Here is a 20,145-nt window from a genome sequence, read left to right on the forward strand (position 1 = left end):
GCCGCCGACGAGCGGTGAGGACACGGTCAGGTGGGACGGCGGGCGTGTGGTGAATGGTCTTCGGCGGGAGGCTGCCGCTCCCGCCGAAGGGCTGTCACCCGCGGGCCGGGGCGGTGGTGAAGAAGGCGGTCATCCTCTCCAGGCCGTCGTCGCCGAACATGGTGTTCAGGCTGACGGCGGACTCGGTGGCGGAGGCCTCGCTGCGCGGGAAGAGGGCGTTCTCGTAGGTGGTGAGGGCTGCCTCCGTGTCGCCGGGGTGGGCGGCGATGGCCTGCCCCAGTTCGGCGCCGTCGAGCATGGCGAGGTTGGCGCCCTCACCGGCGAAGGGGGACATCAGGTGGGCGGCGTCGCCGAGCAGGGTCACGCCGGGGACGCGGTCCCAGCGGTGTCCGACCGGCAGGGCGTGGATGCGGCGCGGGGTGATGGTGTCGGCGTCGGCGACCAGGGCTCGCAGGTCCTCGTGCCAGCCCTCGAAGTGGGCCAGGACGGCGGCCTTGGCGGCGTCGCCGTCACGGAAGTCCACGGTGTCCAGCCAGTCCTCGGCGGCCTTGAGCGCGGTGTAGACGTGCAGGCTTCCGTCGGTCTCCCGGTGGGCGAGGAAGCCGCTCCGGCCGCCGAGGCAGAGGAAGAATCCGCCGCCGATGACGGCGGCGCTGCGCGGGTGACGGGTGTCGGCGTCGAAGAGGTCGGTCTCGACGAAGGAGATGCCGGTGTAGCCGGGGGTGGCGTCGGAGAGCAGCGGCCTGATGCGCGACCAGGCGCCGTCGGCACCGACCAGCAGGTCGGTGGTGAGGGTGGTGCCGTCCGCGAAGGACACTTCGTGAGGTCCCCCGTCCAGCGGGCGGGCGCCGGTGGCCTTCCTGCCCCAGCGGACGGTGCCGTCGGGCAGGGAGTCCAGGAGGAGGTCGCGAAGGTCGCCGCGGTCCACCTCGGGCCGGCCGCCGGTGGCGTCGTCCTCCTCGGCCACGTGGACCGTGCCGTCCGGGCCGAGCAGGCGCAGGGCCTGGCCGCCCGGATGGATGATCTTGAGGAAGTCGTCGTGGAGGCCGGCGGCGCGCAGGGCCTGCTGGCCGCTGTCCTCGTGGATGTCGAGCATGCCGCCCTGGGTTCGGGCTTCAGCGGACGCCTCCAGGTCGAAGACGGCCGCCTGGATGCCGTGGACGTGCAGCACCCGGGCGGCGGTAAGGCCGCCCAGGCCGCCGCCGATGATCGCGACGGGGAAGTGCGTGTTCACGGGTGCCTCCGGAAGGTCGTGGTGCCGGGTGCCGACCGGACACGGGGTTGCCCGTGCCCGGCCGTGCCGCTGGATGCTTCGGCCCTCCAACGTAACGAACATGTTCGTTACGAACAAGTTCGTCGAGACTGTGCATGTGAAAAGGCCCCGGGAGCACAGTGCCCGGGGCCGGATCGGAAAGGGGACGCTCAGTCGGCGCCGGGCGGAAGGGGAGTGTGGGTGATGCCGTTGACCAGGACGTCGAAGCCCCAGGCCAGACGGTCCTCGACAGTTCCAGCGAGCAGGGCCGGCATGTGCGCGCTGATCATCGGGTGGGTCGCCTCATCCACGGCGCTCACGGCCTGCGTCAGCGCGTCCCAGTCCTCGCGCGAGGCCGGGTCGCGCTGCTGGGTGCCGTGCTCGGCGGCGGTGGCCGTGGCATGCAGCAGCAGGTTGTCGACACCCCAGGCCACCTGCCCCCGGGGCGCGCCGCTACCGAGCAGCAGACCGAGGACGCGTTCGACCAGGCGCAGGTAGTTCTCGCCGCTGGGGCGGGCCACCAGAGCCGAGCGGGCGAGCTGTGGGTGCTCGAACAGGACCCGGGTGTAGGAGGAGAGCACCGCGAAGAGCCGCTCCCGCCAGCCCTCTCCCGCCTCTCCGTCGGCCAGGTCGACCTCGCCCAGGAGCGCGTCCAGGACGGCCGCGTGCAGTTCTGCGGTGTTGGCCACGTAGACGTACAACGACGCGGGGCCGGTGTCCAGCTCCTGGGCGAGCCGGCGCATGGTCACCTTCTCCAGCCCCTCCGCGCGCATGATCCGCATGGCCGTCTCCACGATGCCGTGCCGGGTCAGAGCGGGCTTCGCGGGGCGCTCACGGCGGCTGACCGGCTCTCGTTTCACGTCCATACCCTGATCGTAACGAACACGTTCGGGATCGGCGCCGGCCTCCAGCGCGGGCGGCGAGCCGGGTCTTGAGGAGCACGTTCAGGCAGGTCGAGTCACAGAAGCCCAGGCCGGCGAGGTCGACGACCAGCCGGGGCGGTCGCTCGGCCACGGCACGCGCAAGCGCGCTCTCCAACCGCTCCCGCTGGTCGCGGTCGACTTCGCCGTGCAGGTGGAGGATCCGAGCGGTGCCCTGGATGGTCGTGGAGGTGATCCGCAACGGCGGCACGGGGACACGGTGTTCTCGAAGCGTGTGCCGTGCCGGGGGGACTGGCCGGGGGCGGCGGCCAGGTGCGGCGAATCACCGTTGGTTCACTGCTTGATGTGAGCGACTTCCTTCAGGCACAGGAGTTGGGAGGCATCCAGCACCCGTTTCGAGTAGAGCTGCTGACCCGGGAACTGCGTGGCGCAGTCGTCGACCGTCTTGCTGCCGTCCATGAGTTGGGTGATCTCCATCACCGAGGTGTAGGGCTTCAGGAGGTACTGGGCGTCGCACTGCACCCCGAACATGACGTCGACGGACTTGGTCCCACCGCTGTTGTCGTTCCCGTACAGGCATTCGCCGACGCGGAACATCCGGCTCAAGCAGAGCGAGACGGGGTCGACGTCCCCGCGGGAGTCCCATTCGACCTCGCCGTCGCGGCTGAGCGCGGTGCAGCGGCCGGCACCAGCGACTACCTGCGTGACCTTGTAGTGCGCAGCGGAGGAGTCGCAGGGCTGCTCGTGGGGGTCCGGTTCGAGGTCCGCCTCGCTCGGACTGCTGAACGTCGTCGTCCGGGCGTCGATGCACTGGCCGGGTTTCAGGCCGGCGAACAGCTTGGCTCGGGCGTTCTGAGTCGGCGCCGGGGGTGGAGACGTCGTCCGGACGGTGGTGGCGGGCGGGGCGGTGGCCGGTGCCGAGTCTTTGGCCGTGGTCACCGCCGAGGATGACGGCCGCAGGACCACCATCGCCGCGATGCCCAGGGCCAGTCCGAGCACCGCGGCCACGAGCGCGATCAGGCCGGCCCGGCCGCGTTTGGGATTCTGCTCTCCGTCATGGCCGCCCACGCTGTCGCCGTGGTCGGGCGACTGCGGCTTCGGCTTCGGCTTCGGCTTCGGCTTCGGCAGTACTTTCGTGGTCTTGTTTGCCTGCGCCGCCAGCATCGCCCGCGCCTCGGCGACGTCCGGACGCTGGTCCGGGTCCTTCGTCAGCAACGCCCGTATCACCATGGCCAACGGGCCTGCGTGCACCGGGGGTTGCGGATCCTCCAGCACGACAGCGGTCATCACCGCTGTCGGAGTCGCTCGTGCGAACGGCGACGTCCCCTCGACGATCTCGTACAGCGTGACGCCGAGTGCGAACAGGTCGCCTGCGGGTAGGTCCTTGCCGTTCAGACGCTCCGGAGACATGTACGGCAGTGTGCCGAGCAGGACCGCCTGTGTCGTGTTCGTGTGCGCCTTCGCGATACCGAAATCGGTCAGCAGCACCGTGCCGTCCTCGGCGAGCATCACGTTCGCCGGCTTGACGTCGCGGTGCACGATTCCGGCTGCGTGTGCCGCTCCCAGTGCGTCGAGCAGGCCGGCCGCGATCCGCGCCGCCTCACCGTGGGGGATGCGCTTCCGCGCGCGGAGTTCCTCGGCGAGCGTCCGCCCCCGCACCAGACGCATCACCAGCCAGGGCAGGCCGGCGTCGACCACCACGTCATGCACCGTCACGACGTTCGGATGGTCGCGCAACCGGGCCGCGTGGCGAGCCTCCGCCTCGGCCTGATCGACGGCCACCTGGCGCTCGTCGGGCGTCGCGGCCGGATCCAGCAGCACCTTCTTCAGGGCGACCTCGATGCCGAGCTTGTCGTCGGCCGCGCGCCAGACCTCGCCGAACCCGCCGGCGCCGACTAACTCCAGCAGCCGGAACCGGCCCGCGATCACCACCCGCTTCGACATGACACATCCCCGATCGGCCTTGTGGCCCCCGCTCCACCCCGACCGCGCCAGCGTACCGATTCGTTGGCCGAGGACCAATGGTTCTGGTGATGCCCACCGGAGTCCGGCGCCGCCCGTACCCGGCCGTCCGGCAGGGCAGGCGGCGGGCGTCCGGGTGGGCGGGAAGAGCAGAGGGAAAGTCCCCACAGCAGCACCTGGTGACCGCCCGCGCCGGTGCCTGCTCGGACTCGCACTCACGCGCTACGTACTGCGATTCCCCGAGAGCGTGGACCTCTCCCCCGAGCAGATCGTGGACTGGCTCGGACCCATGCTGCAGCGCTACCTCACGGCGCCGACACCGTAGACGGCACCCGGCACGGCGTCCGGAGCGACCGGAGCGCGACCCGCTGGGCGCAACAGCGCCGCCCAGGCCGCCCGTCAGCGGCCCGGGACGGCAGGAGGATCCCCGGCGGGCACGCAGCGGCGCAGAGCAGGCGGACGGCGTGGCGTCGGTGACGGCCGGCCAGTTTGCGGAGCCCTGCCACCGGGGCGGCGAGCCGGGTATCGGGCCTGCACGACCCGACCACCCGGCACTCGCCCACCTCGGGGTGCCCATGGCGCCACGCGCTCCTGCGCGCCGATGTCCTGCGGTACGGGCTGCCCGGCCACCGGCACCGCCCGCCTTCCGGCCTCGGCGCGTGCGGCGGGGCCGCGACGGGTCGGCCCCGCCGCGGCCCCGCGGATCACTGCCCCGTACACCCTTCCCGGCTCAGCCGCCCAGCGGGCGGAGGGCCGAGTCCAGGGGGTCGAGCGACCAACCGCCGCCGCCCGGACGGCAGCTGAGCGCGGTGTCGGCCGTGTCGGCCGCATTGGTGCCGGTGTTGAAGTTGGCGTTCGGGGTGTTCGGCAGCACGCCCATGTAGTACATGCCGGCCGACGTCCACACGCACTGGTGCAGGTTGAGGAAGCGGTTGCCGGCCAGGTCGAAGGACTTGACGGCGGAGTTGGCGAGCGTCAGCGTCCAGCCGCCCCCGCCCGGGCTGCACCGCAGCACCGTGTCGGGCGTGTCGGAGACGTTGGTACCGGCGTTGAAGTTGACGTTCGGGGTGTTCGGCAGGATGGCCGTGTAGTGCTGGCCGGCCGAGAAGTACACGCACTGGTGGACGTTCAGGTAGCGGCCGGCGGCGAGGTCGAACGCCTTCACCGCCGAGTTGGCGGGCGCCGGCATCCAGCCCCCGCTCCCCGGACCGCAGGAGAGCGCCGTGGCGGGCGCGTCGGAGACGTTCGTCCCGGTGTTGAAGGACGTGTCGGCGGTGTTCGGCAGCAGGTTGGTGTAGTGCCCACCGGGGCCGTAGTACACGCACTGGTGGATGTTCAGGTAGCGCGCGGCGAGCCGCGGCCCCGGCGGACCCGCCACGGCGGTGCTCCCCAGGACGAGGGCGACGGCCCCCGTGACCGCCGCCACGATGATCGAGAATCTACGCATGGTGCACTCCTCCCGAACCCACGCCCACCCGTCAGGGCGTGCACGCACCAAGCTAGTGGGGACCGGCGGGTGGGTGTTCGCGATCGCACATCGGTAACCCATTCGGCCGAATTGAGCGGATGATGCGCCTGTCAGATCGGAGGACCGCCGCACCACCGTCTCACGACGCCCGCCGCGTGGGCGCCTACACCGCGCCCCGCACGCCCCCGTCCACGCACGACATGCGCTGCGACCGTCACGAACACTCGTAGGCCGATCAGCCCCGGGGGCCGCCTCCACGCAGACCCGCCGTCCCCGCCGAGCTCAAGCCACGCTCGGCGAGGGCGGCGGGAACCGCGAGGAGCGCGAGGGCGGCGGGAACGGCGAGGAGCGCGGGGGCGGCGCCCGGGGCGAGTGGCGCCTGCTGACGGCGTGCCACGGCTTCCGCAAACGGCCGCACGTGTCGGAGCCGAGCCGATCGGCCGGCCAACCCCGCGCCGTACACCCTGCCCGCCCAAGAGCGGTGGCAGCGTCGCACCGGCCTTCCGCGCCTCGTCGGTCGACGGACGTGTCGCGGTGCCCCGGGTGGTGCCCCGGGTGGTGCCCGGCGATCGGCCTGGGCGAGACTCCCACCCATGAGAGTCAGATGCCTGGAGATCATCCATCCCGACGGCGACTTCCCTGTTGCCGAGTACCACGGGATTCGTGTGGGCGGCATCTACCCGGTCCTGGAGCTGGTCACCTACGACATCGACTGCCAGATCCGTGTCCTCGGCCCGGACACACCCGACCCCGGACTCCTCTGGGACCCGGTCGGCTTCGAGACGGTGGACACCCGCGTACCGCCCGGCTGGACCCTGGCCATCGCCGACGGCCGTACCCGCCTCGCGGACGCCCGCTGGCAGCGCCCCGGGTTCTGGAGCGACTACCACCGCGGCGACCCACGGGCCCGGGCCGACTACGAGCACGTGAAGCGCCAACTCCTCACGACTGCCCGGCAGTCCGAGAGCTGACCCCTACCGGAACCGTCCGGACCGGCCGCCCCCGATCCGGCGGGCTCGCCGCTCGCGAGCAGGAGGTGCTCGCCCTCGTGGCCGAAGGCCGCTCCAACACGGAGGTCGCGGCAGCGCTGGTCCTCTCGGGCACCGCCGTGAGCAAAGCACGTGGCGAACGTCTTCGTGAAACTCGGCATGCCCCCGACGAGGACAACCGTCGGGTGAAGGCCATCCTGACCCGGTTCGAATACAACCAGTCAGGATGATGACGGCCTCCTACCGGCAGCGGGCCGCTTCGACGTCCGGCAGTGCGGTGGCGGTGGCGAGGTCGGGCAGCACCGTCGAGCTCGCGGGGGTTGGGCGCCTGCCGTTGAAAGGCGCGGCGGGGTGGAGCCGGACCGAGTGCCGCCGTGGCAGGGGGGCGAGGCGCCGTGGCGGGCTCGGGGCCCGGGCCGTCATCGGCCTCGGCGCAGTTCCCGCACGCATTCCGCGACGGCGCGCAGGATGCCGGCGCGGTCCTCGGAGGCGGTGTCCTTCAGCGCGAGGCCGGTGATGGTCACCAGGGCGATCTCTCAGTCCTCCACCCCGGCGCCGGCACCGGGTGCACCGTCGCGTGCCCACAGCGCGGCGCGGGCCGCCTCGGCGAGGCGGTGAGCGTCCTCCAGTGCCTCGTCCAGTGCGGGCAACCGGGGCAGCACGTGCGGGCCGACCGCCTCGATGGCCAGTTCGGCGTCCCTCGCGGCCTGCGCCGGATCCTCGGCGAGGACGGACTCCCCGCGGTGGACGCGGAGGAGTGCCACGGCGTGGCGCCCCGACAGCGTGCTGTCGTCGTGGGGGCCGAAGACGCGTTCCTGGTGCGGCCGCAGGGTCTCGGCGAGCTTCAGCGCCCGCTCCGTATCGCCCGCGGTGGCGTAGGCGTTGACGAGGTTGCCGGCGGAGATCAGGGTGTCGGGGTGGTCCCGGCCGAGGATCCGCGACCGGAGCGGGAGGACGTGCTCCGCGATCGCGACGGCCTCCTCGTGGCGGCCGGTCCTCCGGCACGACACCGAGAGGTCGGCGAGGGCCTTGAGGGTGTGGGGATGCTCGGGGCCCTGGACCCGGTGCCGGTCCGCCACGGCCCGCTTCCGCAGGACGAAGGCTTCCTCGTCCCGCCCCGTCGCGGCGTACGAGGAAGCGAGGGAGACCCGGACGGCAATGGTGTCGGGGTGGTCGGGCCCGAGGATGCGCTCGGAGACCTCCAGCACCTTCTCCTCGATCTCCATCGCGTCCCCCAGCCGCCCGGCCTGGGCGTAGCTGGAGGCGAGGCTCGCCAGTGCGATGAGCATGCGGGGGTGGTCGCCCGTGCCGAGCAGGGTCGCGAGTTCCATGACGACCCGTTCCTTCAGGACGAGTGCTTCGTCGTGCCGCCCGTTGATCTCGTAGGCGAGGGCGAGGTTGTTCCGCGCGTTCACGGTGTCGGAGTGGGACGGGCCCAGGACCCGTTCCCTGACGGCCAGGACGTGCTCCTTGAGCGTGATCGCGTCACCCTCGTAGCCGAGGTCCGTGTAGGAGCCGGCGACGGAGGCGAGGGCAACGAGGGTCTTGGGGGAGTCGGCGCCGAGGAGGCGCTCGAACTCGACCGCGACCCGCTTCCGGAGGGCGAGGGCCTCCGCGGCCCGGCCGGCCAGCGCGTAGGCGGCGGCCAGGTTGGCCTGTGAGGCGAGAGTGCGCTCGTCCTCGGGACCCAGTTCCGCCGTGTCGGCCTCGGCCTCCCGCGTCCAGTGGTCGACGGCTTCGGCGTGCAGACCGGCACCGAGGAGACTCAGCCCGGCTCTCTCCCGCAGCGCGAACCCCGGGAAGAGCCGGAGGACCTCCGGCCCGACCGTGTCACGCAGGGTCTCGGTGTTGGCCCGGAGGCAGGCGGCGAGGCGGTGGTCGAGGTGGTCCTCCTCCGGCCAGAGCCGGTACAACGCGAACATCACCGCGGACCGGACGGGGGTCGGGTCCGGGGTGGTGTCCCGGGCCGCGCGGGCGGTCAGGGCGTGGATGGAGACCTCACGGTGGGCGGCCACCGCGCCCCGGTGCGGAACGTCGACCCCGGCCGGGTAGTTGCCGATCAGGTTGTAGGTGTGCAGCACGGCGAGGACGGTGAGCGCCTCGTCGGCGCTGACCGGCGGGGGCTCTCCCGGTTCTGCCGGCTCCGCGTCGGAGCCGCCGCCGGGTGCCGCCGGACCGGGCACCGCTGCTCCGGCGGAGCGCTGCTCCGTGGCTCGCTGCTTCGTGAGGTAGTCGGTCACCGCCCTGGTGGTCCAGAGTTCGCGGGGGTGTCCGGCCGGGTCCAGCAGGCCCGCCAGTCGGACGGCCGGGACGGCGAGGCCCTTGGGCTCGGTCTGCTGGGCGGCGTCCAGCGAGATCAGCAGCGCCGCGGCGACGGGCCGGCCGTACAGCTCGGTGTCCGCCTCGGGCGGCAGCACCGAGTCCAGGGTGCGGGTGCGCTCCCGGAAGATCTCCAGGTAGGCCGAGCAGGTGCGCTGCTGGTTGACCATGTAGGCGGCGGCGTGGGCGAGGGCGAGCGGCAGCCGCCCGAGCGCCTCGGCGAGCTCCTCGGCCTGCCGGTCGAGCAGGTAGGGGTAGCCGGCGGTGGTGAGGCGCTCGCGGAGGTAGGCGACGGCCTCGGCCGCGTCGTAGACGTCGACCGGGACGACGGCCCGCCCGCCGCCGGACGCGTGGGCGCCGCGCTGGCGGGTGGTGGCGAGGACCCGGCCGTTGCCACGGCGTGACCTCCCGGGCCACACCGGCCCGGTGGCGGTGAAGTCGGTGACGTCGTCGAGGACCACGAGCCAGCTGCGCTCGGTGCTGCTGAGCCAGTTCAGGAAGAGCCGGGCGTCCTGTGCGACGCGGTCGGGGGCGTTGGTCGCGCCGGGCAGCTGGACGGCGGTCGCGGCCTCGGCGTACGCGAGCAGGACGGAGACCGGGTCGGCTGCGGCCGCCCAGACGACCACGTCGACGCCGTCGTCCAGGGCCTGCCAGGCGTAGTGCGCGGCCAGCTGGCTCTTTCCGACCCCGCCGCCCCCGGCGAGGACCTGGGAGAGCACCACCGTCTCGCTCCCGGCCCGTACCCGGTCGATCGCCTCGCGCACGGCGGTGCGCGGCTGGAAGGCGCTGGCCAGGATCGGGATGACGCCGATGGACAGCGGCCACTGCGGCGGAGCGGGCGACGGCAGCCGGACGGTGACGGTGCCGCCCTGGATCACCGGGCCGTTGACCGTCGAGTTGTGGATCGCGTTGACGACGGTCGTCCGGCTCTCCGCCTCCGTGCCGTCCCCCGACCGCTGCGGCGGCGTCACTTCGTCCATGATCTGATCCTCCGTCAATTGGTGTGACGGAGCACATCCTTGCGCGGGACACCGCCGATCGGCACGGGTTCGGCCGAACTCGCCCCCCGCACCGCGGCCTGCCGCGCGGGCGGGCCGACGGCGCCGGGGGGCGGGGGTCCGCGCGTAGGCCAGCGCGTGGGGCCGGGGCCGTCCGGCAATGCATCGGCGGTGCGCCGGTTGCTGCGGCGCAGGTCCACGCCGTGGTCGGCCACTCGACGGCCCGCCCCGGCGACGCACACGGCGACGGACTCACGTAGCCTTGGCCGGCGACGACAAGATCCATGACGCCTCCGACCGAGGTGGGTGAGGAACTGCTGTGCCCCTGGTTTCTGTGGTGATGCCGGTTCACAACTCGGTTGCCACCGTCGGCGCCTCGGTGCGCTCCGTGCTCGCGCAGACGCACGCCGACGTCGAGCTGCTGATCACCGACGACGCGTCCACGGACGGCTCCATGGACCTGTTGCGGGACCTGGCCCGCCAGGACGAACGGGTGCGCCCGGAGTCCGCGCCCGGGCAGGGCGGCGCGGCCAAGGCCCGCAACCTCGCCCTCGCACGGGCGCGCGGCGAGTACGTGGCCTTCCTGGACAGCGACGACATGTGGCTCGCGGAGAAGCTGGAACGGCAGCTCGCGTTCGCCGCCGACGGCGATGCCCCGTTGACGTTCACCTCCTACTACAAGGTCGACGGCGACCACGCCGGCGAGGCCTGCGACTTCACGCCCAACGGACGGGTGATCGAGGCCAGGGATCGCGTGACCTACCGGGACATGCTGGTGCAGGACCACATCGGGGCCCTGACCGCGATGTACGACCGGAGCCGGCTGGGCACCCGGCTGATGCCGGACATGCCGAAGCGGCAGGACTACGCGCTGTGGCTGGCGATCATGCGGGACGGGCACCCCGCCCGGGGGTTGCGCGAACCGCTGGCGATCTACCGGTCCGGCCGGGCGGGGTCGCTGTCCTCGAACAAGCTGTCGCTGGTCGAGCACAACTGGAGGCTCTACCGCGATCACGAGCAGCTGTCGCTCCTCCGGTCCACGCGGGCACTGGCCGGGGCGGCCTGGCATTCGGCGCGGAAGGCGCGCGTGTAGAGGACGGCGCGGCGCCCGGCGGCGCTCACCCCCGGGTGGGGACGGATCCGTCGGGCGCACATCGTCGAGTACATCCTGCGAGGCCCCGGCGGCTCAGCCCAGCTCCCCGTGAGCTGAGCGGACCTCCGGGACGTCGTGGAGACGTTCACCGACACGGCACGACGGGCCCTGAACACGTAGGGCCCGATCCGGCGCCGCCACGAGGAGGCGGAGGGTCGGCGGCGGTCACCACGCGGTCACCGCTTGCGCGCCAGGGTCACCCCGTCGCGGACCGTCAGCATCACGGCGTCCACCCGGTCGTCCGCCGCGATGAACTCGTTCAGCCGGCGCATCGCCAGGTGGTGCTCCTCCTGGTAGGCCGGGTCCAGGGATCGGCCGCCGAGCAGGACGTTGTCGAGGACGACCACGCCGCCCGGGCGCAGCCGGCGCAGGATCTCCTCGTAGTACGCGGGGTAGCTCTGCTTGTCCGCGTCGATGAAGGCGATGTCGATGTGCGGCTCGTCCGGCAGCGCCCGGAGGGTGTCGAGGGCGGGGGCGATCCGCAGGTCGATCCGGTCGGCCACGCCGGCGCGCTCCCAGTGCTCCCGGCCGATGGCGGTCCACTCGGCGTTGGTGTCGCAGGCGAGCAGGCGGCCGCCCTCGGCCAGGCCGCGGGCGATGCAGAGGGAGGAGTAGCCGGTGAAGACCCCGACCTCCACGGCGTACTTCGCGCCCAGCATCCGCACCAGCATGGTGAGCAGCGCGCCCTCGTCGGCCGAGACCTGCATCCAGGCGGCCCGGCCGGTGGCTTCCCTGGTCCGCTCGGCGAGGTCGTGGAGCACCTGGTCGGCGGGGGTGCAGTGGCGCAGTGCGTACCCGTCGACCAGCGGGTGGATCGGCTCCAGTTCGGCGCCGTCGACCGGCGTGTTCCACTCGACGGTGAGCTCCTCCTGGGTGGCGAAGCGCACCAGGTGACGGGTGACCAGGTCCTGGACCTGGCTCAGCGCCTCGGCGTCGGCCGCGGCCGCGATCAGTTCCAGCTGTCCCGGACGGGCGGTCATGACGCAGTTCGCGCCGTTGCCGAGGGTGACGGTGCCGCGGTCCTCGGCGTCGAGCGTGGTGCCGGTCTTGTGGCCCAGGTGGGAGACGAGCTGCTTGAGGTAGCGCTCGGGGCGGTCGGTGGTGACGTGGGTGATGGACAGCGGCATGGGGTTCCTCTCGCAGGGGTGGTGCGCTGGGGCGCGTGATGCGGGGCGGGCGCGCGAGGTGGAGCAGGCGTGTGATGTGGAGCAGGCGTGTGATGTGGAGCCGAGTCAAGCATCGATGATCATCGACGCTTTCGCCGGGCCAGATTCTCCGTGCCCAGCTCGACGTTTGTCAAAGCGTCGGGATTTATGGACACTTTTGACATGGCAGACGACGACCGCCCGCCGCCACTGGTCATCCAGTCGCCGGCCCAGTTCAAGGCCCTCGGGCACCCGCTGCGCCACCGCCTGGCCAACATGCTGCGTCAACGCCCCGCCACCCTGCGACAGTTGGCGGAGGCGCTCGGCATGGCCAAGGGGACCCTCGGCTACCACGTACGAGTGCTGCGGGAAGCCGGGCTGGTCGAGCTCGCCGAGAGCCGCCAGGTGCGCGGCGGCACCGAGCAGTACTTCGGACTGGTCAGCAAGGGCTTCGCCTTCCAGGAGGGCGAGACGATGGCCGCCGGCTTCCTCTACAACTCGGCCCTCGCCGAGATGCGCCCCGCACCGCCCGGCCAGGCCGAGCACACCGAGCTCCGCCACCTCTGGCTCACCCCCGAGCAGGCCGCCCTGGTCGCCGACCGGGTCCGCGAGCACGCCGCCGAACTGCAGAAGGCCGGGGTGCGGGCAGCACAACTGGGCGCGGGCGAGAGTCCGACCGCGGAGGCCTACGGCTTGCTGGTCAGCCTCTTTCCGGCCGACATCCCGAGGTTGGGGCCGGACGACGGGAGGTGACCGGTCGCCTTGACGGGGCTCCGTCCAGGAGCGCGCGCGGTGGTCACCGGGCTCGCACGCCTGGCGACCACCGCCGCGCCGTCGTTATCGACGCCGACCCTGCGACAGGCCACCCTCGTCTCCGCGTAGCGCCTGGGCCCGAGCCCGTGGCCGAGGCGGCGCCGGCGGCCGAGGGGATCGCCGGCAGCAGCTCCGACTCCGGTGCCGGAGCCGGAGCCGGAGCCGGAGCTGACGAGAGCGCGCCCGTTGCCGGTCGGTCCGGCTGGTAGCGTCCGCGGTTCGGGGGCCGCCGCGCGGACGGTGCCGCCCCCTCTCCCCCTTCGAGGACAGTGAGGTTCGGCAGGAATGCGCAGGGCGACCCTTTCACGGCCCGGGTCGGACCGGTGCTGACCGGCCCGGGCCAACTGCTCGGTGCCGAGCTCGACGGGCGGTCGGTGGTCATCCGGCCGGGCTCGACCCGGGGCCGGGGCTTCTCGGTGTACGACGCCGAAGACGCTTCCCTGGTAAGGGAGTTCGCGCTCGGCGCGGGCTTCATCGGCGGCCCGCTCTGCCGGATGCACGTCGACGCCGGCGGCGAACGGCCGGTGCTGGTGCTCTTGGATCAGTTCCGGGGACTGCGCGGGACGCTGTTCCAGATCGACCTGGCGACGGGCGAGCGGGTCTGTCCCGACACCTGGGGCAAGCGGCGCAAGCCGTGGGGCCGGACGTGGCCGCGGATGTCGGCGGTGGTTCCCCATCTCGGCCCCGACGGGCAGCGGAGCCTGCTGCTCGGGTGGAGCGACGGGCGTGTGGAGCCGGTCGACGCGGCGACCGGGGAGGCCGCGGGGCCCCTGATGCGCGGTACCGGCCGCAGGGAGGTGTGGTCGCTGGCCGCGTTCACCGCGGCGGACGGCACGGCCCGGCTGGCCGGCGCGGACGCCGACGGGCTGCTGCGGGTCTGGGACCTGGCGACCGGCCGACCGGTCGGCGGCCCGGTCAAGGCGCACAACGGGCCGATCTCCCGCCTCGTCCCGTACCCGGCGGACGGCCGGATCCTGCTGGCCACCGGCGGTACGGACCACTCGGTGCGGATCTGGGACCCGGAGACCAGGACGCCGCTCGGCAGGATGATGGTGCAACCCGAGAACACGCTGGGCCTGTGCGCCTATCAAGTGGGCGGCCTGGCCGTGCTGGCGGTGGCCTCGGACCGCCTCTACCGGTACGACGCGCTCACCGGGCAGCCGGTGGGCGAGCCGGTCGACGGGTGGGAGGACGACGCCTGCACGGGGGTGTGCACCGTCCGGGTGGGCGACCGGGTCGCCCTGTTCGCCGCGGACGAGATCGACATGCGGCGCCTCGACGGTGCCACCGGCGAGGAGTGGCCCGCCGGGACCGCGTGAACCCACCACCGGGGTGCCCGAGCTTCGGCGTCCGGTACCCGGCGAGGCTTCCCCGGAAGCCCGGGTGACGGATGGCGACGCCCGAGGTCCGCTCCGCCCTACCGGGCCCCGCGGCCGGGGGCCGGGGTACGCGGTCGTAGGCGCTCGCCCTGCGGCCCGAACATGACCAGGTATTCGACCGGTCCGCCGGGTCCGGCGTTCGCGACCCCGTGGGCGGTGCGGGTGTCGAACTCGACCACCTCCCCGGCGCTCAGGACGAGGTCCTGCTCGCCGAGCGCCAGCCACAGCCGCCCGTACAGGACGCAGAGCCATTCGTACCCGTCGTGGGAGACCTGGCGCGGCCGGGCCGGCGGCGGCGCATCGACGGGCGGCAGCACGTGCTTGTGGGCGTGCAGGCCCCCGACGTAGCGGGTCAACGGCAGCACCGCCTTGCCGTCACCGGGACGCTGCGGCATCGGGATGCGCGATCCGGGCGCGGTTCCGGGCGCAGGGCTGGGTACGGTGCCGGGCGCGGTGCCGGCCAGCTCGTCCAGGGAGACGTCGTACGCCTTCGCGAGCCGCAGCAGCGCCTCCAGGGTCGGCTTGCGCCGACCGGTCTCGATCCGCGACAGCGTGCTCAGCGAGATGCCGGTCGCGTGGCTGACGCCGGTGAGCGTGGCGCCGCGCTGCTCGCGCGCGGTCCGCAGCCGCGGGCCCATGGCCGCCAGCGCGTCAGCCACGACGTCGTCCGTCACTGGCGCCCCACTCCCTCCAGCCGTGCCGTCTCCACCGCCCTGTCCTGCCAGTTTGCCAGAATGACAAGGGTGCTCGCGTCGGGCGGCCGCCGCGTCGCAAGATCGGTGGGAAACCGCGGCCGACCGTGAACCGAGGAGAAGCCATGCACCAGCCCGCGCCGTCCACCGACCTGCGCCACCGCACCATCGAGGCGCCCGCCGGCCGCCTGCACCTGGTCGAGCAGGGCACCGGACCGCTGGTCCTGCTCGTCCACGGCTTCCCCGAGTCCTGGTACTCGTGGCGCCGCCAGCTCCCGGCCCTCGCGGCAGCGGGATACCGGGCCGTGGCGCTCGACGTGCGCGGCTACGGCCGCTCCTCGAAGCCGGCCGCGACGGACGCCTACCGGATGCTCGACCTCGTGGCGGACAACGTCGCCCTGGTGCGCGCCCTGGGCGAGGAGCGGGCGGTCGTCGTCGGACACGACTGGGGCTCCACCATCGCGGCGACCTCCGCCCTGCTCCACCCCGAGGTCTTCCGGGCCGTCGCACTGCTGAGCGTCCCCTACGCGCCGCCCGGCGGCCCCCGCCCCACCGACGTCTTCGCGCAGATGGGCGGCGACCAGGAGTTCTACGTCTCGTACTTCCAGGAGCCCGGCCGGGCCGAAGCGGAGATGGAGCCCGACCTCCGGGGCTGGCTCGCGGGCTTCTACGCGGCCCTGTCCGCCGACACCATGCCCACCGAGGGCGAGCCCGACCCCCACTTCGTGGCCCGCACCGGCGGCCGGCTGCGCGACCGCTTCCCCGCCGGCAAGCTGCCCGCCTGGCTGACCGAGGCCGACCTCGACGTGTACGCCGGGGAGTTCGAGCGCACCGGCATGACCGGGGCCCTCAACCGCTACCGCGCCATGGACCGCGACTGGGAGGACCTCGCCCCGTACGCCGGCGCCCCGATCAAGCAGCCGTCCCTGTTCATCGGCGGCGCGCTCGACGCCTCCACGACCTGGATGGCCGACGCGATCGACGCCTACCCGGCCACCCTCCCCGGCCTGGCCTCCGCCCACATCCTGGACGGCTGCGGGCACTGGGTCCAGCAGGAGCGCCCCGAGGAGGTGAACCGCCTGCTGACCTCCTGGCTCGCCTCCCTCCGGGACTGAACCGTCGGACGTTCCGGCCGGGCTCCGCCGCAGGAGAACCCGGCCGCGGGGAGGCAGGGCGAGCCTGTCCCGCCCTACCCGTCAAAGAGTGTCAGTCGCCGCGAACTCCCCCGTCAGGCCTGCGCGGGCCAACGCCCGGACGATGGCCGGCCCGTCCGACGAATCCCGGTCCGACGACCGGTCCGACGAGTCATCGTGGCGGTCGGTCGGGACCAACCGGTCAAGCAGCTTCTGCGGTTCCAGCCGGTAGGCCTCCGCGTCGGCCAGGAGGCTGTCGGCGCTCGCCCCGCCGACCGTGCGGTCCAGGTTGACCGTCAGTTCGGCCAGCACCTCGTCGCGGTCGATGAACGAGCTCATGCCGCAGTCCAGGCCGTCGTCGTCGAGGTCGTCCGGGTACGGCGCCCGGGCCCAGGCGCCGTTCTCGTACCAGTAGACGCACCCGATCTCGTAGGCTCCGATCCGGTCCCGCAGCTCCTCGTACGGCAGCCAGTCCGGGCCGCCCGCGAGCACGTCGATCGCCGGCTCGTGCCACTTGACGCCGCTCGACTCGTCCTCGCCGTAGAGCACGAACCGGCCGTCGCCGCCCTTGGACATGACCCACCAGGTGCAGCCGCAGTCGTCCCAGTGCAGGCCCTCGTCGTCGATCCACCGGCCGCTGCGGTGACGGGCTGGGCGCTCCTCGGCCTCGGTGGTCGCCCCGAGGGCTGCGAGCAGTGCCCAGCGCGCCCACAGCTCCTCGGCCGGCGGAAGGTCCTGCGGCAGTCCCGGCCGATGAACGGTCATGTGTGCCCCCGTGTGCGTTCCGATGGTGATCGCCGCAAACGATACGGTCCGACGCCGACACGACCGGCCCGGGGGCCGGCCCGGGGCCGACCCGGTGACCCGGTGTCCCGACCGGCTCCGGGCCCGCCGTGAAGAGGCCCGCCCGGCCGCGAAGGGGAAGCGGCCGGGCGGGAGACCTTGGAGCAACGGGGTCCTGGCGTCCGGGGCCGGGACGCTCGGGGTCGGGACGCTGGGGGGTGGGACCCCGGGGGCAGCGTTCCTCGGTCAGCAGGTCACGGCCGCGCCCTCGCGCATGACCAGGTCGGTGCGGCCGGGCGTGGCGTCCGCCCAGAGCACCCGGGTGCCGCGGTCGGCCACCGGCATGTACTGGCCGCCCCGGTTGCAGGAGAACCGCTGCGGGGTACCGCCCTCGATCGGGAGCTGCCACAGCTTCGGCAGGTCGGCGTTGGTGACGCGCCGGCCCTTCGGCCAGGTGAAGGCGTAGGCGAAGGTGACGGCCTTCTCGGAGGCGGTCAGTTCGTCGATCCGGCGCGGCTGCGTGGTGCTGCCGGTCAGCAGGTCGCTCACGCCGGAGCCGTCGAGGGCTCCGGAGCGGATCGAGGTGCCGCGGCTCCCGTCGGCCGGCGTCTCCAGCCAGAGCAGCCGCTTCCCGGTCAGCAGCGCGCGGACCGCCACCGTCTCCCGGGTGTCGCCCGCACCGCCCGCGACGTACTGGGCGACGACCCGGCCCGCGGAGATCGAGTAGACGGTCGGCGCGTAGACGGTGCGTTCGCCCTCCTGCCAGCGCTCGGTCCAGGCGAGCAGGTCGCCGCGCAGCGAGAGGCCCTGCCCGTGGTGGCCCTCGGGCAGCGCGATCGGTGCGGCCTGCGCGCCGTTCACGGAGAGCCACGGCAGGGTGCGGCCGGTGCTGAAGTCCATCGCCTCGAAGGCGACGGTCCCGCCGGCGACCCGGACGCCCGAGAGCATCTGGCCGGTGGTGCTGTGGACGGTGCGCGTGGCACCGCCGTCGAGCGGGCGGACCAGCACGGCCCAGTCCGGCCGGCCCGGGGTGGTCTCGCCCTGGGAGACCCAGGCCGCGACGGTTCCGTCGGTGGCGGGCGCGCTGTGCGAGCGCTTGTCCCCGACCGGGCTGAGCCGGACCGGCTCGGCGGAGCTGCCGACGGTCCCGGTGAGGATGCCGAGGAAGCCCGCCTCGCCATTGGCCATCACCCAGCGGCCGTTGACGACGTCGGGCCGGTTCTGGGTGCCCACGGTGAGCGAGCGCACCAGGGTGCGGCTGTCCATGCCGATCCGCCGCTCCCAGCCCTCCTTGATCCCGTGCGCGTCGAACGCGGCCGTCACCGTGCGGAGTTGGGCACGGGTGAGGCCGAGCGAGCGACCGGCGGCGAGCACCGCGTTGCGGGCGTCGACGAAGGTGTCCAGCGGGGTGAGGTACTCGGTGAGCGCCCGGTAGACCAGCCGGTCGGCGAGCAGCGGGTCCAGGGTGCGCCGGATGTCCCACAGCGCGCCGCTCATGATCGCCGAGTTGTCGTGCGAGGCGTCCTCGGTGAAGTGGACCGGGAACCCGATGTAGTCGTTCACGGTGCTGCGGCCGGTGTCGAGGCGACGCTCCGCGCAGTCCTGCGGGGTGCCGGTGCGGCAGAGGCTCTCGCCGAGCAGGGCGGCCCGCGGGTCGGTCATCGGGATGCCGAGGGTGGTGGCCTCGACCGCGTTGCCGAAGTAGTCGGCGAGGGCCTCGTCGAGGGCGCCGGACTGGTCCCGCATGACGAGCTTGGCGGTGTTCTCGACGACGCCGTGCGTCATCTCGTGGCCGGAGACGTCGAGCGCGGCGGCGAACGGGTAGTACTTGGCGTTGCCGCTCCCGTAGGTCATCCGCCCGCTGCCCCAGTAGGCGTTCGCCAGACTCTTGCCCCCACTGGTCACGTTCACGACGGCGTTGACCGGGCCGCCGACGCCGTCGATCCCGTCCCGGCCGAGCCGGTCGCGGAAGAAGTCGTAGACGGCGCCGGCGTTGCGCTGCGCCTCGGCGGCGCCGGTGGCGGCGAGCGAGGCCGGGAAGTCCGGGGTCGGCGAGCTCACCGGACGGACCCCGTCGGGCAACGGGCCGCCCACCTCGTACTCGTCCCGGCCGCCCGCGTCGTAGACGGTCAGGGCGGTGGGCCGGGTGAGGTCGATCAGCTGGTAGGTGCCGTCCGGCAGGCGGGCGATGTTGACGCGGGTGGGACGGCCTTGGACGTCCGGCGCGGTTCCGACGGCGGGTTCGAGGCCGGCCGTGGGCGTACCCGCGGCCGCGACGGCGGGCGCCCCGGCGGCGCGGGCCCGGACGGTGTGGGCGAGGGCGACCGCGCCGGTGGTGGCGTCCACGTAGACCTCGCGGGCCCTGCCCTCCCAGACCGTCCGGTCGGTGCCCCGCACGGTGTAGTGCCGGGCCAGTCGTCCGGTGCCACCGGGCAGCACCACCGGACCGCCGTCCTCGGCGGTGACGCCGGTGCGGGCCGGACCGTCCTCGACGGAGGCGAGCGCGAGGCCGCGCAGCACCTCGTCCGGCAGGGCCTGGACGGTCGGGGCGGTCAGGCCGGTGAAGTACTTGCCGCCGACCGACTCGACGTGCTGCGCCTTGCCCTCCCCGGCCAGGTGGACCAGGTAGGCGGCGCCGAAGACCGGCAGGCCGCCGTACTGCTGTTCGAACCGGACGGTGCGACGGCCGTCCGCCGAGCGCTCCACGCCGCTCACGACGAGCTGCGCCGGGTCGACCCGGTAGCGCTCGCGGTGGGCGGCGAGGTGGGCACGGGCCGCCTCCGCGGCGTCCCCCGGGGCCGGCTCGTCCACGCCGGTGACCAGCTGCGGGGCGGTGGTGTCCGTGCCGGCGACCAGGCCGGGCACGGGGTCGGTGTCGGCGGCCGGATCCCCGGCCGGTCCGGCGAGCGCCGGCGGCACGCCGACGCCGAGGCCCAGAACGACGGCCACTGCGGCACCGAGCAGCCTGGGCGTACGGGAACGGTGGTGCACTGCGGGTCCTCCCTCGGGAAAGCGGGGGTCCGGTCGCATGCCGGACCACGCGTGCGCAGCGGGCGCCCACCCCACGACTCGTCCGTTCTCCGGAGTCGGCCGCCCGCCATGGGACGAACATAGGTCATTATCCTTCATATGTCGATCAACTGCTTATGATGCTGGGCTCGTCGAGGTCCCGCCGGGG

General features: G+C 73.3%; 17 protein-coding genes. 7 read left to right on the forward strand and 10 right to left on the reverse strand.

Going from position 1 to position 20,145, the window contains the following annotated elements; genetic code table 11:
• Positions 1–94: 94 nt before the first annotated feature.
• The 4 genes from ACZ7KX_RS32980 to ACZ7KX_RS32995 all read right to left on the reverse strand — a co-directional run bounded on the left by ACZ7KX_RS32980 (position 95) and on the right by ACZ7KX_RS32995 (position 4,077).
• Positions 95–1,234 (reverse strand): FAD-dependent oxidoreductase, encoded by a 1,140-nt coding sequence (locus ACZ7KX_RS32980; protein WP_470329665.1) that lies wholly within the window; start codon positions 1,232–1,234, stop codon positions 95–97.
• A 188-nt stretch (positions 1,235–1,422) separates the two neighbouring features.
• Positions 1,423–2,118: a TetR/AcrR family transcriptional regulator gene (locus tag ACZ7KX_RS32985; RefSeq protein ID WP_470329666.1), complete on the reverse strand. Its 696-nt coding sequence runs from the start codon at positions 2,116–2,118 to the stop codon at positions 1,423–1,425.
• Positions 2,084–2,383, reverse strand: coding sequence for an STAS domain-containing protein (locus tag ACZ7KX_RS32990; RefSeq protein ID WP_470329667.1), 300 nt, complete (start codon positions 2,381–2,383; stop codon positions 2,084–2,086). Before ACZ7KX_RS32990 ends, ACZ7KX_RS32985 begins: the two co-directional genes overlap by 35 nt.
• A gap of 83 nt (positions 2,384–2,466) precedes the next feature.
• A complete protein-coding gene (locus tag ACZ7KX_RS32995; RefSeq protein ID WP_470329668.1) occupies positions 2,467–4,077 on the reverse strand; it encodes a serine/threonine-protein kinase in 1,611 nt (536 codons plus the stop codon).
• On the opposite strand from ACZ7KX_RS32995, the gene ACZ7KX_RS33000 reads away from it, so the two are divergent.
• Complete coding sequence (locus tag ACZ7KX_RS33000) at positions 4,076–4,420, forward strand: TetR/AcrR family transcriptional regulator (RefSeq protein WP_470329669.1); 345 nt, start codon at positions 4,076–4,078, stop codon at positions 4,418–4,420. The genes ACZ7KX_RS32995 and ACZ7KX_RS33000 overlap by 2 nt on opposite strands.
• Positions 4,421–4,825: 405 nt before the next feature.
• Here ACZ7KX_RS33000 and ACZ7KX_RS33005 read toward each other — a convergent pair whose 3' ends face one another.
• Entirely contained in the window at positions 4,826–5,542 is a 717-nt protein-coding gene (locus ACZ7KX_RS33005) for a hypothetical protein (RefSeq protein WP_470329670.1), read from the reverse strand.
• Positions 5,543–6,156: 614 nt separating this feature from the next.
• Between ACZ7KX_RS33005 and ACZ7KX_RS33010 the strand changes: the two genes are divergently transcribed.
• Together ACZ7KX_RS33010 and ACZ7KX_RS33015 are read left to right on the forward strand one after the other, a co-directional pair.
• A complete protein-coding gene (locus tag ACZ7KX_RS33010) occupies positions 6,157–6,534 on the forward strand; it encodes a hypothetical protein (RefSeq protein WP_470329671.1) in 378 nt (125 codons plus the stop codon).
• On the forward strand, positions 6,531–6,782 hold the full coding sequence (locus ACZ7KX_RS33015) for a LuxR C-terminal-related transcriptional regulator (RefSeq protein ID WP_470329716.1): 252 nt from the start codon (positions 6,531–6,533) through the stop codon (positions 6,780–6,782). Before ACZ7KX_RS33010 ends, ACZ7KX_RS33015 begins: the two co-directional genes overlap by 4 nt.
• 306 nt (positions 6,783–7,088) lie before the next feature.
• Here ACZ7KX_RS33015 and ACZ7KX_RS33020 read toward each other — a convergent pair whose 3' ends face one another.
• Positions 7,089–9,851 carry a tetratricopeptide repeat protein gene (locus tag ACZ7KX_RS33020; RefSeq protein WP_470329672.1) on the reverse strand — a complete coding sequence of 921 codons (2,763 nt, stop codon included), beginning with the start codon at positions 9,849–9,851 and terminating at the stop codon, positions 7,089–7,091.
• A 337-nt stretch (positions 9,852–10,188) separates the two neighbouring features.
• On the opposite strand from ACZ7KX_RS33020, the gene ACZ7KX_RS33025 reads away from it, so the two are divergent.
• Positions 10,189–10,962: a glycosyltransferase family 2 protein gene (locus ACZ7KX_RS33025; protein ID WP_470329673.1), complete on the forward strand. Its 774-nt coding sequence runs from the start codon at positions 10,189–10,191 to the stop codon at positions 10,960–10,962.
• Positions 10,963–11,198: 236 nt separating this feature from the next.
• Here ACZ7KX_RS33025 and ACZ7KX_RS33030 read toward each other — a convergent pair whose 3' ends face one another.
• Positions 11,199–12,149 (reverse strand): DUF2218 domain-containing protein, encoded by a 951-nt coding sequence (locus tag ACZ7KX_RS33030; RefSeq protein WP_470329674.1) that lies wholly within the window; start codon positions 12,147–12,149, stop codon positions 11,199–11,201.
• A gap of 201 nt (positions 12,150–12,350) precedes the next feature.
• On the opposite strand from ACZ7KX_RS33030, the gene ACZ7KX_RS33035 reads away from it, so the two are divergent.
• Positions 12,351–12,920 (forward strand): ArsR/SmtB family transcription factor, encoded by a 570-nt coding sequence (locus ACZ7KX_RS33035; RefSeq protein ID WP_470329675.1) that lies wholly within the window; start codon positions 12,351–12,353, stop codon positions 12,918–12,920.
• A gap of 383 nt (positions 12,921–13,303) precedes the next feature.
• Entirely contained in the window at positions 13,304–14,299 is a 996-nt protein-coding gene (locus ACZ7KX_RS33040) for a WD40 repeat domain-containing protein (protein ID WP_470329676.1), read from the forward strand.
• Positions 14,300–14,397: 98 nt separating this feature from the next.
• Here ACZ7KX_RS33040 and ACZ7KX_RS33045 read toward each other — a convergent pair whose 3' ends face one another.
• Positions 14,398–15,033 (reverse strand): helix-turn-helix domain-containing protein, encoded by a 636-nt coding sequence (locus tag ACZ7KX_RS33045; RefSeq protein ID WP_470329677.1) that lies wholly within the window; start codon positions 15,031–15,033, stop codon positions 14,398–14,400.
• Positions 15,034–15,176: 143 nt separating this feature from the next.
• On the opposite strand from ACZ7KX_RS33045, the gene ACZ7KX_RS33050 reads away from it, so the two are divergent.
• Positions 15,177–16,166, forward strand: coding sequence for an alpha/beta fold hydrolase (locus tag ACZ7KX_RS33050; RefSeq protein WP_470329678.1), 990 nt, complete (start codon positions 15,177–15,179; stop codon positions 16,164–16,166).
• An 81-nt stretch (positions 16,167–16,247) separates the two neighbouring features.
• Here the strand turns inward: ACZ7KX_RS33050 and ACZ7KX_RS33055 are convergent, their stop codons facing one another.
• On the reverse strand, positions 16,248–16,949 hold the full coding sequence (locus ACZ7KX_RS33055) for a hypothetical protein (RefSeq protein ID WP_470329679.1): 702 nt from the start codon (positions 16,947–16,949) through the stop codon (positions 16,248–16,250).
• Between the two features lie 264 nt (positions 16,950–17,213).
• Complete coding sequence (locus ACZ7KX_RS33060) at positions 17,214–19,958, reverse strand: M4 family metallopeptidase (protein ID WP_470329680.1); 2,745 nt, start codon at positions 19,956–19,958, stop codon at positions 17,214–17,216.
• Between the last annotated feature and the right edge of the window lie 187 nt (positions 19,959–20,145).

It is taken from the genome of Kitasatospora sp. NPDC038210, assembly GCF_055600605.1.